This window comes from Micromonospora sp. CA-263727 (assembly GCF_050942455.1).
Classification (GTDB): domain Bacteria; phylum Actinomycetota; class Actinomycetes; order Mycobacteriales; family Micromonosporaceae; genus Micromonospora.
Map to the genome: position 1 here is coordinate 2055285 of NZ_CP192031.1, position 15473 is coordinate 2070757.

Consider the following 15473-nt stretch of genomic DNA (forward strand, 5'->3'; position numbering starts at 1 on the left):
GCGAAGGCGAACTGAGTGGCGTTCCGGTCGGAAAGCCGGGTCGATCAGAACGACACAATGATGCCGACCATCGGGGGGCGGCGTAACCGCAGCAGGCGAGCGATCCAGTTCCCTGCCCGTGACATGACGTATCGGCGGGCCAGCAGCGTGCGGGCCAGCGCCGTCCCGTCGCCGTCCAGCAACCGGGCCGTTCCCGTCACGCTCGGCGCATCCGACGCCACCGTCCCGCGTAGTGAGCACGGCTGCACACGCACGTGCGGGTTGTTCCGGATCCGCTTGACCTTGCCCGAGCCCGCTTCGGTCACGATCCAGAGTTCAGCACCGTGCGGTACATGCCAGACCGGCGTGGCCACCGGGGTGCCGTCCTTGCGGTAGGTGGTCAGACTGACGTACCGGCTACGGACGATCTCATCGGCCACGGTCATTGTGTCAGCGTAGCGGGCCGCGCCCTGGCCGCGCGCGCAAGGTCGAGAGCAAGTGGCCGGCAGGAAGGCTTGCCTGCCGGCCAACAGGCCGGCGCAAGCGGCTAGCCCAGGCCCGACATGCTGATCAAGCCAACAGAGGCAGGCCCCTTCGAACCTTACGGTCCGTCACAGCCATCACCGCCCTCGGCGCGGCAGATCCGGGCACCTGATCTTGGCGATCCGTATGGCAGGCAGGAAGGCACCGCCGAGGGCTCGGCTCGGCGGCGTCGCGTTCCGGGTCATCAGCCGATCAGATGGCGGAAGGCGATGATCGGCTATTTCCATGGGCGACGGACACCCTGCGACGTCTAGGAAGGAGGCATGACCAACGAGGTGACCGTTCCCCTGCTGCCGTGTGCATCCATTGACGACATAGAGACCTTCTACGGAGTTCTCGGCTTCCGCACCACGTACAAACAGCGCAAGCCCAACGCGTGTGTGGCGGTGCAGCGGGAAGACCTGCATCTCCAGTTCTTCGAGATCCCCGGATTTGACCCGGAGCAGTCCTATGGTTCCTGTCTCGTACTCACCACGGACATCGAGGGACTACACCGGGCATTCGCCGCCGGCATGCGCGCCGCGTACGGCAAGGTACTGGTGTCCGGAACGCCACGGATGACCCGGCCCAGGGCGCGGAAGAACGCCGACGGGTTGGGCGGGTTCACTGTCATCGACCCGGGCGGCAACTGGATCCGCGTCTTCCGGAACACCGCCACCGCGCCCATGCCGGCCACCACGCCTGCCGGGCGGCTGGCCAAGGCCCTGGCGAATGCTGTCGTGCAGGCCGATTCCAGGGGAAGCGTCGGACAGGCCGTTCGGATCCTCGACAGCGCGTTGGCCCGCCCGCAAGCCGACGACGACCCGGTCGAGCAGGTAGAGGTCCTGGTCTACCGCGCCGAACTCGCGATGGTGCTGCACGATCCACAGACCGCGGCCGAGACGCTGGCCCGCGCCCGGTCCGTCACGCTCACGGAAGACGAATCCGAAAGGGCGGCGCCCGCGTTCGACAACGCTGCCGAACTCACAGCAGCACTGCGGTGACTCACCAAACGAAGCCCCCTCATCCTCGGCTACGTCCGGACGCTGGGTTGGCTCAGGAGCAGCCACCGCGTGACACACGGTCGGCGGCATGAGCGAGCAGTAGAGCTCTCCGGGTAAGGGCGTGCGGCGCTGCGTAGTTGCCTGGCCTGGCCTCGTGGAGGCTGTGGCAGTGGGAGCCGGTGGAGATGTGGTGTCAGCTGTCCGGACGGCCGTGATTTCACACCGAAATAACTATTTCTCAGTGAAATCACGGCCGTGGGCAGAAGCCACCTCGGTGGAGGTGGTTGGCGGACGGGACACTGTGGACGGTCGATCGCACTGGATCCAGGTTCGAGTGGTCATCTTGGAGCTTCGATGCCACTCGATCATGGATCGAGCGTGATCTTGCACGCGCTGAAGCACGCGCGTTCATCGGTAGATCCGGATGGCGATGGTGTGGCTTTGCGGGACGTTACGTTAGGCAACGTCACCTCCTCGATCCATGTACACCTCACCTGCGCGCCCGAAGGCGGGCCACGATGCCCGTGCTGTGGGAGAAGATGCCAGCGATTTCGAAGCCCGCTGGCGCGATATCTCGGGTGATCGGCAAACGATCACCTGTCGATGGTGGTCCGATAGTGACCGCTATCGCATCAACGGCGTCCAGGTTGTGGCGGAGGAGGTCGGCGTATCGGTTTCCTACAGCGAGGATGGTGCGCGTACCGGTGGTGTAGCAGGTGGAGAGCCATTCTCGGAGGTCGGCGGAAGGGGTGTTGGGCAGCGTGAAGTGTTCGGGAGCGTGGCCGCCCCGGATGCCCTCGTCGATCGTCTGGTCGTTGAGGACGAGGTCTGCCGGTCGGCGTAGGTCCGCGATCAGCCCTTCGGTGATATCGCGGCTGTTCTCGCCGAGACCGTAGGCCCAGGTCAGGTGGGGGCGGCGGCGTCGGGTGGCGGTGAGCCAGGGGTCGAGGACGGTGAGTGTCTCGTCGGGGATCACGTTGGTTTCGACGTCGATGCCGTGGGCGGCGAGGACGGCGGCACCGCCGTCGCCTCGGGAGGTGGGGTCGATGACGCTGATGACGACGCGGACGATGCCGGCGTTGATGAGTTCCTGGCGGCAGGCGGGGGTGACGCCGACGTGGTTGCAGGGTTCGAGAGTGACGACGGCGGTGCCGCCGTGCGCTGCGGCGCCGGCTGCGGCGAGGGCATTCGCCTCGGCGTGGGGTTGGCCTTTCCGCTGGTGGTAACCGGTGCCGACGGTGTGGCCGTAGCGGTCGAGGATGACGCAACCGACTGGCGGGTTGGGGCTGGCGGTGCCCAGACCGAACGATGACAGGGTGATGGCCTGCCGCATCGCGGCCAGTTCGACGGTGGAGGCCATCAGCCGCCCACTGTCAGGTCGTCGAGGTAGGCGCGGACCTCTGGCAGGTGCTGGTGCCGGTTGATCGTCGTGCTCAGGTGCGCCAGCTGGCGCAGAATGCGTCGGGATCCTGCCCGTCGTGCGATCGGTAGGGCCTGGTGTGCGGTGGCCGCCGCTCGGTCGGGCTGGTTCGCTGCGGCGTGGGCTGCGGCCTTGTTCAACAGGGCGGACGCGAAGTCCTGACGGTGCCGGGGCGGGATCGTGGGAAGGGCTTGCTCCAGCACGGTGATCGCTTCGTGTGGCCGGTGTGCCAGTCGAAGGCACGCGCCACGGTGGACTTCGATGTAGCCACTGGTGCAGTAGGAGCCGTGTTCGCCCTCGGGTTTGCCGGGGCTGCGGTCGGCGGCCCACCGATGGGCGTCGTCGAGCAGGCGCATGGCCGCCCGGTGCCGTCCGGTGGCGGCCATGGCGTGGGCGTGTTGGACCCGCAGTGCCGCCCGCATGGGCCCGGGAAGCGTCCCGTCGTAGCGCAGCGCCACTTCACTCTGTTCGACGGCTTGGGTGGCGTGTCCGCTCGTCAGGCGTTGTTGGCTACCGCGGTAGGTGGCCCAGGCGGTCATGATCGGGTCGTTGATCTGCCCGGCCCAATCGAGCGCCTGCTGTGTCCACCGGCGGCCCGCCGCATGCTCATCGAGGGACTGGTGGAGCCAGGCGGCGGATTCGGCGTACTGCGCGGCGACACGGACGGCGGTAGGGCGTAGTGGTGGTGGCAGTTGGGGTAGGAGGTCCTCGATCGCGGACAGCTGCCTGGTGACACCCATCAGGGCGTACTCGGGGCCGAACATCTTGTCGTTCTGCACCAGCAGGTGCCACTGCTCCCGGAGCAGATGAATGGTCTCGTCCCAGCTGCCCGGTCGAGGCGCGACCACCTCGCCGGCCACCCACGTGCCGTCGCTACGCCGGGGACTGTAGAGGTCGAGTTCCGAGTCGCAAGCGACACCGAGCACCTGGCGCAGTGCTGCCCGACGCAGTTCGTTGGGCCAGCGATGCTGTAGGGTGGGCCGCCCGGCGAGGTGCCTGCTCATCGAGCAGGTCCTTTTCCGTGCGGCCTCCCTCCGAACCGGGCGGACCCGTTTCCGAGTACCCGGCTCTCCAGTGATCATGGCGTGAGTTCGGTTGGCGTTGCATGGATGAGGTCATGGCAGTGGTCGCAGACCACGAGGGTCTTGCGGCGCTTGTTTGTCATGATCTTTTCCCATGCGGGCTGTGCCGGTCCGGCCGGTGTGAGATCAGCCAACCCTCGGATATGGTGCACTTGGATGTTTTCCGATTGTTGGCATAGCTCGCATCTGCCCTTACGGAGTCTCTGGATGAGTTCCTTGTGGGCGTAGATCGGCCGGGTCGGCTGACGGTCGACGAGGGTCGCCGTCTTCTGTCGTTTGAGCGGGATCCCGCCGAACCGTGCGACCAGTGAACTCCTGCTGTCGCGGTCGAGGCGGGCCTCGAAGCACGTGCGCGGCCCGTACGGTGTGACGGTCTTGGCCTTGTGTCTGGCGGCCATTCTCGACACCGTCGATTTGTGCTTACGGGCCAGGGTCTTGAGCATGGATGTCTCCATGACCCAGCGCAGCCGGTGTAGCCGCATGACGTCACCGGCCAGCAGGTAGTACTGGACGATGCCCCGGTACTCGGCCCCGTACTTCGCCACGATGGTGAAGTCACCCTCGTTGACGAGTGGGCAGCGGCAGGCGGGTGTGCCGCGGGCCATGTAGTGGGCACTTTTGGCGGTGATCACGTCTCTGGGCACGTGCAGGGCGACGACACCGTTGACCGACCGGCGGTTACGCCGATCGGTTGCCGACGGTCGTCGGGTCCTGCGGTCGCTGGCAGCGACGCGGATCTCGTAGCCGAGGAACCTGGCCCGCTGGCTACGGGCATGGGTGATTAGCGTCTTGTCCTGCGAGAGGGTGAGCTTGAGCTCGTCTCGCAGGAACGCCGCCAGACGCTGTTTGATCTCCTCGGCTTCGGCCTTCGGTCCGACGAACCCGAGCAAGGTGTCGTCCGCGTAACGGCAATACTTCAGCCTGCGGTAGCCGGGGTCCCGAGGGTCCTGGCTGGGCAGGCTGTGCAACCGCCGGTAAAGATCACGCGCGTGTGCGCGGTCACCCCGCCGGCGGGCCGTCACGAGCGCGTACTCCACCTGACGGTAGGCCGGGTTACGTTCCCGGCGTTTCCCTCGGGTGTATTGCGGGATCAGCACCGTCTCCACGAACTGATCGAGGCGGTGCAGGTAGATGTTCGACAAGATCGGCGAAGCGACGCCGCCTTGCGGGGCGCCCGACAGCGTCTCATGCCAGACCCAGTCCTGCAGGTACCCGGCGGTGAGCATGGCGCGCACCAGCCGCAGGAACCGGTTGTCGTGGATCTTCTCCGCCAGCGTGTCGATCATGACCGTGTGGTCGAGCGACCCGAAACAGTCGGAGACGTCTCCCTCGATGAACCAGGTTGTTCCGCTCCAGGTGTTGGCGATCTCCCGCAAAGCGGTGTGACAGCCGCGCCGTGGGCGGAACCCGTGGGAGCGGTCGGAGAACTGGACGTCGTAATACGCCTCCAACAGCAGGCGCACGACCTCACCGACCAGCTTGTCCGACCACGTCGGCAGGCCAAGCGGGCGCGTCTTGCCCTTCCCCGACTTCTTCGGGATAGGCACCCGCCGCACCGGGCGGAACCGGTACCGCTCGAAGCGCATCGCCTCGATGATCCGGTCGATCTTGCCCAGCGACATGCCGTCCACGGTTTCCTGTGTGACCCCGGCCGTCATCGCACCCTTGTTGGCGTAGACGCGGCCGTAAGCCAACAGATACAACTGCGGGTTGAACATCTGCCGATACAGTTGCTCCAGCGGCAGGCCACGCCTACCGCGCTCACGCAGGACATCCAGCACCGTTTCGGCGTTCTGCATTACGCATACCTCCCGGCATCAAGACACCCGATCACCTGGCCCACTTCGCCCTGCGGACGGCTTTCCCGTCCTCCTCGGCCGGGCGTAACTCCGGCGACTACTACTGGGCCTCCGTCGCCATAGGACTCGCGTCCCGTAGGCGATCCCACGTTCGTCCTGGTCATACGTACGAGCACGACGTAGGCGTCCCACTCATCTCCTTGAATGCCCTCACTGGACATCGCTCCATGGCCCCGAAGGTTGCGGCGTACTGAGGCGAACTTGGCCGCAGGGCTGGCACCGGTTTCAGACGTCTTTCCGGCGGAGGGGAACTTTCCTCTTCTGGAGATTGGGATTCAGGCCATCCAGCCTTCGCCATATCGTGCGGGTCCCTCAACGCACCGTCCCCAACGTCTGGACCCGGCCGCTGATTTCCTGGCATGCTGCGGTCCCCTTCACCTTTCGGATCCAGGTAAGCCATCGGACCCAGGAACCTCCCTCCGAGTTCCTCCCGGCTGCGCCGGGGATACAACCAGGCGCCTCGTGGCGCACGGCCGCGTTCCAGCTTCCCCACCCAACGGAAGTCCACGTACTGCGTCGCCATGTTCCGGGAGGGGTAAAGGGCATTCAACGCGACGTTGACTGCGTCGGCCAGCTCCGCGCGGGACATGGATTGACCAGGCCGCTGCGGTGAGGGCAGACGGTTTCGCGCGCTTCGAAGCGCCGTGTTCGGCGTGATCACGGTATCCGCGTGGCGAGGCATGGCTTCCCCTCTGCGCCAGCAGCAGGCCGACGTCGATAACCCGAATGGCTTCCGCAAACGATGTCGATCCTACGCGGTAACTGGTGGCAGATCCGTGGGCGACACTGCGATGGTCCGGCGGATAACCGCCCACCGCATCGTCGTATTGCTGTAGCTGGCGAGTATCTGCTGGCCAGGTGCCGGTCGGTCCGCAAGTCGAACTGCGCTGGTCGGACCGCAGGTCGGCGTTCCCAGTTGCCCGCTATTCCGTGATCGTTGAATCGCAACCAGCCATACGTCCAGGAACTGCCGGAGCCATGACTGATCACGTACAACCGCTGGTCCCCGTCCTCGATACGGGTGGCCGCGCCGCCGACCACTTCTGGGCGTACCTGGAGGACCGTAGTGTGCGGTTCCTGCCGTACCAGCTTGCGCCGATCTTCTTCTCGACGCTGCGTGAGTTGGTCGCGGGGCGAAGTGATCCGGCGGCCCGGCGGGCGGGCCTGGCGGTGTTGGCCAGGATGTACCGCCGGTTCGGTCTGCAGCTGTATCACGACACGTGTATCGCGGCGGCGATGGTGGACACGGTCCGGCGGTTCCCCGACGACCGGTGGGGCCAGGCCCCGGCCGGTGCCTGGGAGCGCGGGTGTCGGCGGGCGTTGCGGTTGGCGGACCGGGCCGCGGGTGTGGTGGGGGAGGGGCCGCAGGTCACCGTCGGTGAGGTCGAGGCCCGCGAGTCGCCGTCGGACGGTGTCGCGGTGCTGACGGTCCGGCCGATGCAGCGGCTGCGGTACCTGCCGGGTCAGGCGTTGCCGGTGGGTACGCCCCGCCGACCTGGGCAGTGGCGGTGGCTGTCCCCGGCCAACGCGCCGCGTCCGGACGGGAGGGTGGACTTCCACGTCCGCGCGGTGACCGGCGGCCGGGTGTCGCCGCTGCTGGTGCAGCAGGTCACGGCGGGGGAGATGCTGTGGTTGGGGCCGGCATGTGACGTCGGGTTGTCGCTGGCGGCTGCCGGCGACGCGGATCTGCTGCTGGTGGCCGGTGGGACCGGGTTGGCGCCGCTGCGGGCCCTGGTGGAACAGGTCGCGGTCGCGCCGGGTGGGCGGCGGGTGACGCTGGTCGTCGGGGCCCGCACGGTGCTCGACCTGTATGACGCGGTGGCGGTGGACCGGCTCGCCAACACCCATGCGGACTGGCTGACAGTGGTGCTGGCCTTCGCCGACGACCCGGATGTCGAGCCGGCCGTGCAGGGCGACGTGCTCAGTCTGGCCCTGTATCACCACCGGCGGGGGCAGGCGATCTACGTCTGCGGCCCACCCCAGCTGATCAGAGCCGCGCGGCAGCGGCTGCCACTGACCGGGATCCCCGCCGGCGACCTGCACCTGGCCACCACCTTCGACCGGGCACTCGGCACGGCGGTGTGGGCAAGCCGGCAACGCGACCTGGCGTCGGGTCGGCCGGCGTCGCCCACCGACGACACCCCACCTGCCGACGGATCCTCGGGAAGCTGACATGCGGCCGACGAACCCTGCTCTCCGACCCGCCCACGGCGGCGACGCCGCCGCCCTGGCCACCCTGCTGGCCGAGCAGCTGCACCGCCAGCGGCTGGGTGCCTGGCTGGTGCCCGACCCGGCCGAACGCCGGGCGGCGCTGCACTCCTACACACGGCTTGTCGTCGCCCACGGGCTGGCGCACGGCCAGGTCGACACCACCGACGACCATGCCGCCGTGGCCATCTGGCACGTCCGTCCGGCGGCGACCTCGACCGCCGGCAACGACGACCTGCCCCGGCTCGGCGCGCACCAGGGCCGCTTCGCGTTGCTGCACACCTACATCGAGACGGTCCACCTGGACACACCCCACCACCACCTGGCCCACCTGGCCGTCCGCGCCGACCGCCACGGCGCGGCAGCCGGACACGCACTGCTGGCCCACCACCACCGGCGTACGGACGAGCAGGGACTGCCGTCGTACGCGGACGTCAGTACCGACCGACCCCGCGACGGACTACTCGGCCGCCTCGGCTACCTACCCCGCGCACCGATCCTCCTGGAACCTGGCGGACCGGTGTTGTGGCGGATGTGGCGGCTACCCCAGGTAGCCCGGAATACCCATCCGGACGGTGCGGAGTTGCCGCGCCGAATCCGTGTCCATCGTGCCGCGACACCGTTTCGCGGCGCCGTGCTGTTCACGGCCGCCCCACGGTCTCCCTGACCCGACCCCGCCGGTCACCTGCTGGCGCGTGCGTCGCGCCACCCCGTCACACCCACATTCCCGCAGGAGGATCCCTTCCCATGCTGCCTACAGCCGACCCCTACGCCACAGCCGCTCTCCGCAGACGCAGCCTGCGGCGGTGCGCGACCACGCCGACCAACGAGGCCACCGTCAGCCGGCATCCGGTGCACGGGTGTCGCAACGGCTTGTGCCCCGACTCGCCGGATCGGGAGCAGGGACGGTGACGGGACAGGTGCAGGTGGCGTTGGCCCGCCGGACGTTGAGCCCGGTCGGCCTGTGGGTGTTCGGTGCGGCGGCGTCGGCGCCGATGGTGGTCCTCGCCGGAGGCATCCCCGCGATCTACGCCACCACCGGCGTGGTCGCGGTCCCGGTGACATACCTGTTGGTGGCGGCCGGGGTGGCGGTGCTCGCGGTCGCGTACACCGCGATGGCCCGGCAGGTCGGACACCCGGCCGCCTACTACGGCATCCTCGCCCACGGCCTCGGCCGGGGCTGGGGTGTGGCCGCCGGAATGGTCGCCCTGGTCGCCTACGGGGCGATCCAGACCAGCCTCTACGGCCTGATCGGGGCGACCCTGACCGCGCAGTTCGGCGGCGTGTGGTGGGTGTGGGCCGGCATCGCCGTCGCGGTGGTCGGTGTGACGGGGGTGCGAGCGATCATGCTGTCGACCCGGCTCCTGGCCGTGGTGCTGGCCGGGTCGCTGCTGCTCGTCGCCGTGTTCGTGCTGGCCGCCGTGACCGGCCCGGCCGGTGGTGCGGTGAGCTGGAAGGGTTTCGACGTCTCCGGGCTGGCGGTCACCGGAATCGGTGGTGCGGTCGCGTTCTGCGTCGCCTCGCTGATGGGCATCGACGCGCCGGCAAGTTTCGCCGAGGAGGCGGTGGATCGTCATTCGATCGGCCGCGCCACGGTCGCGGGTGCGCTGCTGCTCAGTGGGGTCTATGCGGTGGCGGCCTGGGCGATGGGCGTAGCGGTCGGCCCCGATCTGGTCGCCCGGACCGCTGCTGACCCAGCCGCCGGGCTGCCGTACTCGATCCTGCAAGGTGCCGGTGGCTGGTGGGTGCCGGTGGCGGGAGTGATGCTGGTCTTCGCGATCGTCACCTCGATGCTCGCCTTCCACAGCGTCTTCGCCCGGTACGTGTTCGCGATGGCGAGGGAAGGGGTCCTGCCGGCCTGGCTCGCCGGCGCCGGTGGTGGGACGCGGGTCACCGCGCCGCGCGGCGGGTCGGTGACGCAGACCTGCGTGGCGGCGGTGACGGTCGGTGGGTTCGCGGCAGCCGGGGCGGACCCGGTGACCGCGATGTTCACCTGGCTGTCGAGCCTCGGCGCGATGGGTCTGCTGGGTCTGCTGCTTGCCGCTTCGATGGCCGCACTGACCGCCCCCGCCGCGGTGCGCGGCACGCAGGCCGGCATGTGGGAATGGCGCATCGCCCCCGCCCTGGGCATCCTCGCCGGTAGTGCGCTGCTGGTGGTGATGGTCGGTAACGCCGGATCGCTGCTCGGTGCCGCACCCGGATCGGTCTACCCGTACCTCCTACCGGCGATCCTCGCCGGCACCGCCGTGCTGGGTGGGATGTGGGCGGCCCATCTGCGCCAATCACGCCCCGACATCTACGCCGGCATCGGCCGGGGCACTCCGTCGACCCACGCCGTGCCCGACGCCATCACCATCTCCATCTGAGGGGCCGACGATGATGACGCACGCCGCCACACCCGCCGGGCACCACCGCCACGACCCGCTACACCCCAGCTGGCTGCCGGAACACCAGCCACCGGCACCACCCACCCCACACCGGTTGCCGCCCACTGACCACGAGCCACCGCCGGCCCACCGGCCGCCCACCGGCTACGGACCGCCGCCTGCCCACGGCCCGGCCCACCCGGGCTACCAGCCCGTCCCGCACCCACCGCCGGCGCCTGCACCGGGGCCTGCGTCCTCGCCTACGGCGACACCATCCGAGGACACGCGTGGCGGTGGGGCCGCTGCCGTCGAGGCGCGGTGGTGGGTGGACCTGCGCCGGCAGGTGGCCTACCGGTCCAAGCGGTTGAACCACGGTCACCTGGTCGAAGCCGACCTCCGGTACGGCACCCGGGAGGCACTCGGCCCGCACGCGGTGATGCTGTTCTTCACCTCGCCGGGCCCCTCCGAGCCGCACGGTTACCGGCTGCACACCGGCTACCGGCTGTTCCTCGCCTCACCCGAGTCCGACGACCTTCCCCGGCTCCTCGCCGACCTCACCGCCGTGGCGGAGAGCAACATCGCCCGCTCGGCCGCTGCCGGGCGCCGGTGGCATCCCCTCGGCCCGCACGCAGCAATGGTCAACGGCGGAGACATGACCCTCCCACCCCACGCCCACTACGTCGGCGCCGGTGTCTCCACCCTCGACTCCGACGACGGCCGCTGGGACCAGCTCGCCCGTAGCCTGCGTAACCCCGCAGCCACCGGCCTCCGCCGCTCCGCGTGGGACCTCAAAGGACAGTGCTTCGTCCTGCTGGTCGACGGCACCGCCATGCACATCGAGCGCAATCCCCACGCCCGCCTCGGTGACGACGGCATCCGCAGCAGCAAGCCCCTCGACCCGAACTGGAACACCTGCTGGCACAACCCCAACGCCGGCCTGACCGAGCAGGGCGACCACACCGCCCGCGAACGGTGGCGGCACCTCACCGCCCTGCATACCATCTTCACCACCCACCTGCACGCAGGACGCCCGGCGTGACCCACACCCACAGCCTCGACCTCGCCGCTGCCGTCGACCTGCGGCGGATGCCGATCGACGTCACCGCCGTCCTCGACCAACTCGTCGCCGACGCCACGGCCGCCGCGCCGACGAGCATCGGGTACCCGGGCGCGGTGGACCTCGACCACAGCGCGGTCATGACCCGCCTCGGCGCCCGGCTCTGGAACAACATCGGCGACCCCGCCGACACCGGCGGCACCGCCCATACCCGGATCCTGGAACGCGCGGTGGTCGACTGGATCGCCGACCTGGTCGCCATGCCCGCCGACGACCGATGGGGTTACGTCACCACCGGCGGCACCGAAGGCAACCTGTCCGCCCTGCACGCCGCCTACCGGTGCTGGCCGACCGCCCGCATCTACCACTCCACCGCCGCCCACTACTCCATCCCGAAGATCGTGGACATGCTCGGCGCTCGCGCCGTCACCGTCCAGGCGGGCCCCGACGGCGAGATGGCCTACGACGACCTGGCCGCACAACTGCGCAGACGGCGGCGCTGGCCCGCCATCGTCGTCGCCACCGCCGGCACCACCATGACCGAGGCTGTCGACGACACCACCCGCATCCACGCCATCCTCACCGAGTACGGCATACCCGGGCACACGCACGTCGACGCCGCCCTGTCCGGGATACCCCTCGCCCTCGATGGAGCGCTGCGTCTCGACGACAGCAGCGGCATCGGCTCCATCACCATTTCCGGCCACAAGTTCCTCGGCATCCCCACCCCCTGCGGCGTGGTCCTCATCCGCGACCACCTCCGCCGTCCCCACCTGCGGCACGTCTCCTACACCGCCGCCGCGGACACCACCATCACCGGCTCCCGCTGCGGCCTCGCCGCCGCCCTGCTCTGGCACGCCATCGCCACCCACGGCCGCGAAGGACACCGCTGGCGCACCGCCGAAGCCCGCCGCCTCGCCGCCCACGCCGTCGACCAGATCCGCGCGACCGGCTGGACCGCCTGGCGCCACCCCCACGCCTTCACCGTGGTCCTCCCCACCCCACCCCCAGCCGTACGCGCCAAATGGCTCCTCGCCAGCGACGGACCCGTCAGCCACCTCATCTGCATGCCCGGCATCAGCGAAGGACAAGTCCGCGCCTTCGCCGCCGACCTCGCCACCGCCGTCAGCACACCGGCGCTCTCCCTGCCACGGCCCCGCACACCGACTCCATCGGGCGGAGCCACCCCGTGACCACCGTTCTCCAGCCGATGCTTGACCTCAGCGACATCTGAACCCTGGCCCGGATCAGGGAGACCCGACTCCCCACGGTCCGGCCCACCTGGGTGGCCGCCGTCATGTGTGGCTGCCCCGGCCGGCCGCCGCTCAAGCAGAGACGACGGCCGGTCCGTGGCCGGCGGCAGCGACTTCCTCCGGCTCCTGCCGCCGGCCACCCCTCCACTCATCACAAGGAAGTCCCGTGCCACCCACCGCACTCAAGATCTTGGTCGTTGCGATCGTCATTCCACTCGTCCTGGCGAGCCCGGCAGGATCTGCCTACAGCGAGTCGGCCAACCTGTCGCCGATCACGTGGGCGGCAGGCGGCAGCTCACCCGAGCCGCGGCGGATGAGCGTGGTGGGAATCCAATGCTTACGCGGTGGGCTGTCGTCACCCTCGATGCGGCTGAACAGGGCCTGGGCGGCGATGCGTCCCATCATCGCCGGGTCCTGGGCGATGACGGTGACCGCGGGTTCGAGCAGGTCGGCAAGTGGAAAATCATCGAAACCGATGAGCGCCACCGTACGGTGCAGGCCGAGGCGGCGCAGTGCCCGGACGGCGCCGATCGTGACCAGGTTCTGCCCGGTGAACAGGGCCGTCGGCGGATCCGGGCGGTGCAGTAGGTCCATCACCTTGCTCTCGGCCGCGGGAGTGGTGTGCAGGTCCGGGATGATCAGGGCGGGGTCGGGTTCGAGGCCGGCTTCCCGCATCGCGGCAAGGAACCCCTGATGCCGCTGACGTGCGGTGGAAATGCGGGTGTAGTCGCCGAGGTAGGCGATCCGGCGGTGCCCGTGGTCGATGAGGTGCTGGGTGGCCTCGGTGGCCCCGATGACGTTGGTGGCCAGGACGGTGTCCGCGGAGATGCCGTGTCCCGGGCGATCGACGAAGACGACCGGGGTGTCGCCCTGGAACTCGCGGACCAGGTAGCTCTGGTCGGCGCTGGCCGGGGCGATGATGAGCCCGTCGGCGCGACGCATGGTGAAGGCGCGGGCCAGTTCCCGTTCGCGTTGGGGATCCTCGTCGAGGCTGCCGGTGAGTACCTGGATGCCGCGAGCGCGGGCCTCGTCCTCCACCGCCCGGTGCAACGCCGACGAGAACGGGTTGCTGACATCCTCAAGGAGAAGGGCGATCCTCCCGGTCCGGCGGTCGCTGCGGCGCAGGGTGCTGGCGTCGATGTCGGGGCGGTAGTTGAGGGCCTCGATGGCTTCGCGTACCTGCCCGGCGAGCACGGGGTTGACGCTCTGCACGCCGTTGACGACCCGCGAGACCGTCTTGATGCTCACCCCGGCGGCACGGGCGACGTCGTTCATCCGTGCTCGGCCGGTCCTACCGGCGTCGGACGTCGGTTCGCTTGCCACGCTGCTCCTAGTGGGCCTGGTTCGGGAGGCGCAGCGTACCAATGTCCCCGTTTCGAGACAACGATGTCTCAGCCGTGTCCGCTCACGACGGTGGCGGTCGGAAAGCAGGTGGCGGTGAATCTTCCCAGAGCGCATGACATCGGTAGGAAACCCGAGCGACACCCGGTGTTGACAACCTCTACGCCGGGGCGTCTACTCCAGACAACGTTGTCTCCGACGCGTTGAAGACGCACACCCCCGCTCCCGCATAACTCCTGGAGGCATTGATGCCCCGTGCACTCGTGACCGGCCGCCGGCTCGCGGCAGTAGGAATGGTGGCCGCGCTGAGCCTGTCGTCTGCGGCCTGCGGCGGCTCCGACACCGCGGACGGGTCCGGCGACAAGCCGATCGTCGGCCTGATCACCAAGACCGACACCAACCCGTTCTTCGTCAAGATGAAAGAGGGCGCGCAGCAGGCCGCCCAGCAGCAGGGCATCGCGTTGCAGACCTTCGCCGGCAAGCAGGACGGTGACAACGAGGCCCAGGTGCAGGCGATCGAGAACCTGATCTCCGCCGGTGCCAAGGGGTTCCTGATCACCCCGAACGACTCGAAGGCCATCGTCCCGGCGATCGACAAGGCCCGTCAGGCGGGCCTGCTGGTGATCGCCCTGGACACCCCGACCGACCCGGCCAGCGCCGTCGATGCCACCTTCGCCACCGACAACTACCAGGCCGGCCTGCTCATCGGACAGTGGGCGAAGGCCAAGTTCGCCACCGACGGCAAGCAGGCGAAGATCGCCATGCTGGACCTGAACGCGAACCAGATCTCCGTCGATGTCCAGCGTGACCAGGGCTTTCTGGAAGGCTTCGGTATCGACGTCAAGGACCGGACAAAGATCGGCGACGAGGCCGACCCGCGGATCGTCGGGCACGACGTCACCGACGGCGCGGAGGACGGTGGACGTACCGCGATGGAGAACCTGCTGCAGAAGGACCCGTCGATCAACCTCGTCTACACCATCAACGAACCCGCCGCCGCCGGCGCGTACGAGGCCCTCAAGGCCGCAGGCAGGGAGAAGGACGTCACGATCGTCTCGGTGGACGGCGGCTGCCCCGGCGTCGACAACGTGAAAGCCGGCGTCATCGGCGCCACCTCCATGCAGTTCCCGCTGAAGATGGCATCCCTCGGCGTCGAGTCGATCGCCAAGTTCGCCAAGGACGGCACCAAGCCCACCACCACCGAGGGCAAGACCTTCACCGACACCGGCGTCCAGCTCATCACCGACCAGGCGCAGAGCGGCATCGACAGCAAGGACTCCACCTGGGGCAAGGAGAACTGCTGGGGCTGACCGGCGTCCCATCGACCCGCGGATGGCCGGTGGGCCGCCCACCGACCATCCCCGCCCCTTCCCTGAGGAGTG

Annotated in this window: 12 protein-coding genes; 7 read left to right on the plus strand and 5 right to left on the minus strand. The window is 69.0% G+C overall.

The window, feature by feature from the left end; all coding sequences use genetic code 11:
• Window positions 1-44: 44 nt before the first annotated feature.
• Complete coding sequence (locus ACQPYA_RS09420; protein WP_433532224.1) at window positions 45-425, minus strand: PPOX class F420-dependent oxidoreductase; 381 nt, start codon at window positions 423-425, stop codon at window positions 45-47.
• A 360-nt stretch (window positions 426-785) separates the two neighbouring features.
• On the opposite strand from ACQPYA_RS09420, the gene ACQPYA_RS09425 reads away from it, so the two are divergent.
• Complete coding sequence (locus ACQPYA_RS09425; protein WP_433532225.1) at window positions 786-1505, plus strand: VOC family protein; 720 nt, start codon at window positions 786-788, stop codon at window positions 1503-1505.
• Window positions 1506-1995: 490 nt separating this feature from the next.
• On the opposite strand, the gene ACQPYA_RS09430 is transcribed toward ACQPYA_RS09425, so the two are convergent.
• The 3 genes from ACQPYA_RS09430 to ACQPYA_RS09440 form a co-directional block, all read right to left on the minus strand.
• Complete coding sequence (locus ACQPYA_RS09430) at window positions 1996-2838, minus strand: hypothetical protein (RefSeq protein WP_433532226.1); 843 nt, start codon at window positions 2836-2838, stop codon at window positions 1996-1998.
• 26 nt (window positions 2839-2864) lie between these two features.
• Window positions 2865-3929, minus strand: coding sequence for a hypothetical protein (locus ACQPYA_RS09435; protein WP_433532227.1), 1065 nt, complete (start codon window positions 3927-3929; stop codon window positions 2865-2867).
• Between the two features lie 74 nt (window positions 3930-4003).
• Complete coding sequence (locus tag ACQPYA_RS09440) at window positions 4004-5806, minus strand: reverse transcriptase domain-containing protein (RefSeq protein WP_433528270.1); 1803 nt, start codon at window positions 5804-5806, stop codon at window positions 4004-4006.
• 1038 nt (window positions 5807-6844) lie between these two features.
• Between ACQPYA_RS09440 and ACQPYA_RS09445 the strand changes: the two genes are divergently transcribed.
• The 5 genes from ACQPYA_RS09445 (at window position 6845) to ACQPYA_RS09465 (ending at window position 12690) form a co-directional block, all read left to right on the plus strand.
• Complete coding sequence (locus tag ACQPYA_RS09445; protein WP_433532228.1) at window positions 6845-8038, plus strand: FAD-binding oxidoreductase; 1194 nt, start codon at window positions 6845-6847, stop codon at window positions 8036-8038.
• 1 nt (window position 8039) lies between these two features.
• Window positions 8040-8741 (plus strand): N-acetyltransferase, encoded by a 702-nt coding sequence (locus tag ACQPYA_RS09450; RefSeq protein ID WP_433532229.1) that lies wholly within the window; start codon window positions 8040-8042, stop codon window positions 8739-8741.
• A gap of 241 nt (window positions 8742-8982) precedes the next feature.
• Window positions 8983-10440, plus strand: a complete 1458-nt coding sequence (locus tag ACQPYA_RS09455; RefSeq protein WP_433532230.1) for an APC family permease — start codon at window positions 8983-8985, stop codon at window positions 10438-10440.
• A 325-nt stretch (window positions 10441-10765) separates the two neighbouring features.
• Window positions 10766-11479 (plus strand): hypothetical protein, encoded by a 714-nt coding sequence (locus ACQPYA_RS09460; RefSeq protein WP_433532231.1) that lies wholly within the window; start codon window positions 10766-10768, stop codon window positions 11477-11479.
• 47 nt (window positions 11480-11526) lie between these two features.
• Window positions 11527-12690 carry a histidine decarboxylase gene (locus ACQPYA_RS09465; RefSeq protein WP_433533445.1) on the plus strand — a complete coding sequence of 388 codons (1164 nt, stop codon included), beginning with the start codon at window positions 11527-11529 and terminating at the stop codon, window positions 12688-12690.
• 303 nt (window positions 12691-12993) lie between these two features.
• Here ACQPYA_RS09465 and ACQPYA_RS09470 read toward each other — a convergent pair whose 3' ends face one another.
• Window positions 12994-14025, minus strand: coding sequence for a LacI family DNA-binding transcriptional regulator (locus ACQPYA_RS09470; protein ID WP_433532232.1), 1032 nt, complete (start codon window positions 14023-14025; stop codon window positions 12994-12996).
• Between the two features lie 314 nt (window positions 14026-14339).
• Here ACQPYA_RS09470 and ACQPYA_RS09475 point away from each other — a divergent pair, with 314 nt between their 5' ends.
• The gene (locus ACQPYA_RS09475; RefSeq protein ID WP_433532233.1) at window positions 14340-15401 is read left to right on the plus strand and encodes a sugar ABC transporter substrate-binding protein; all 1062 of its coding nucleotides are present in this window, start codon (window positions 14340-14342) and stop codon (window positions 15399-15401) included.
• Window positions 15402-15473: the final 72 nt, after the last annotated feature.

Excerpts from the sequence above, each read along its gene's own strand:
- ACQPYA_RS09420 (WP_433532224.1), bottom strand. The coding sequence starts at position 425 with ATGACCGTGGCCGATGAGATCGTCCGTAGCCGGTACGTCAGTCTGACC.
- ACQPYA_RS09425 (WP_433532225.1), top strand. The coding sequence starts at position 786 with ATGACCAACGAGGTGACCGTTCCCCTGCTGCCGTGTGCATCCATTGAC.
- ACQPYA_RS09430 (WP_433532226.1), bottom strand. The coding sequence starts at position 2,838 with ATGCGGCAGGCCATCACCCTGTCATCGTTCGGTCTGGGCACCGCCAGC.
- ACQPYA_RS09435 (WP_433532227.1), bottom strand. The coding sequence starts at position 3,929 with ATGAGCAGGCACCTCGCCGGGCGGCCCACCCTACAGCATCGCTGGCCC.
- ACQPYA_RS09440 (WP_433528270.1), bottom strand. The coding sequence starts at position 5,806 with ATGCAGAACGCCGAAACGGTGCTGGATGTCCTGCGTGAGCGCGGTAGG.
- ACQPYA_RS09445 (WP_433532228.1), top strand. The coding sequence starts at position 6,845 with ATGACTGATCACGTACAACCGCTGGTCCCCGTCCTCGATACGGGTGGC.
- ACQPYA_RS09450 (WP_433532229.1), top strand. The coding sequence starts at position 8,040 with ATGCGGCCGACGAACCCTGCTCTCCGACCCGCCCACGGCGGCGACGCC.
- ACQPYA_RS09465 (WP_433533445.1), top strand. The coding sequence starts at position 11,527 with ATGCCGATCGACGTCACCGCCGTCCTCGACCAACTCGTCGCCGACGCC.
- ACQPYA_RS09470 (WP_433532232.1), bottom strand. The coding sequence starts at position 14,025 with ATGAACGACGTCGCCCGTGCCGCCGGGGTGAGCATCAAGACGGTCTCG.
- ACQPYA_RS09475 (WP_433532233.1), top strand. The coding sequence starts at position 14,340 with ATGCCCCGTGCACTCGTGACCGGCCGCCGGCTCGCGGCAGTAGGAATG.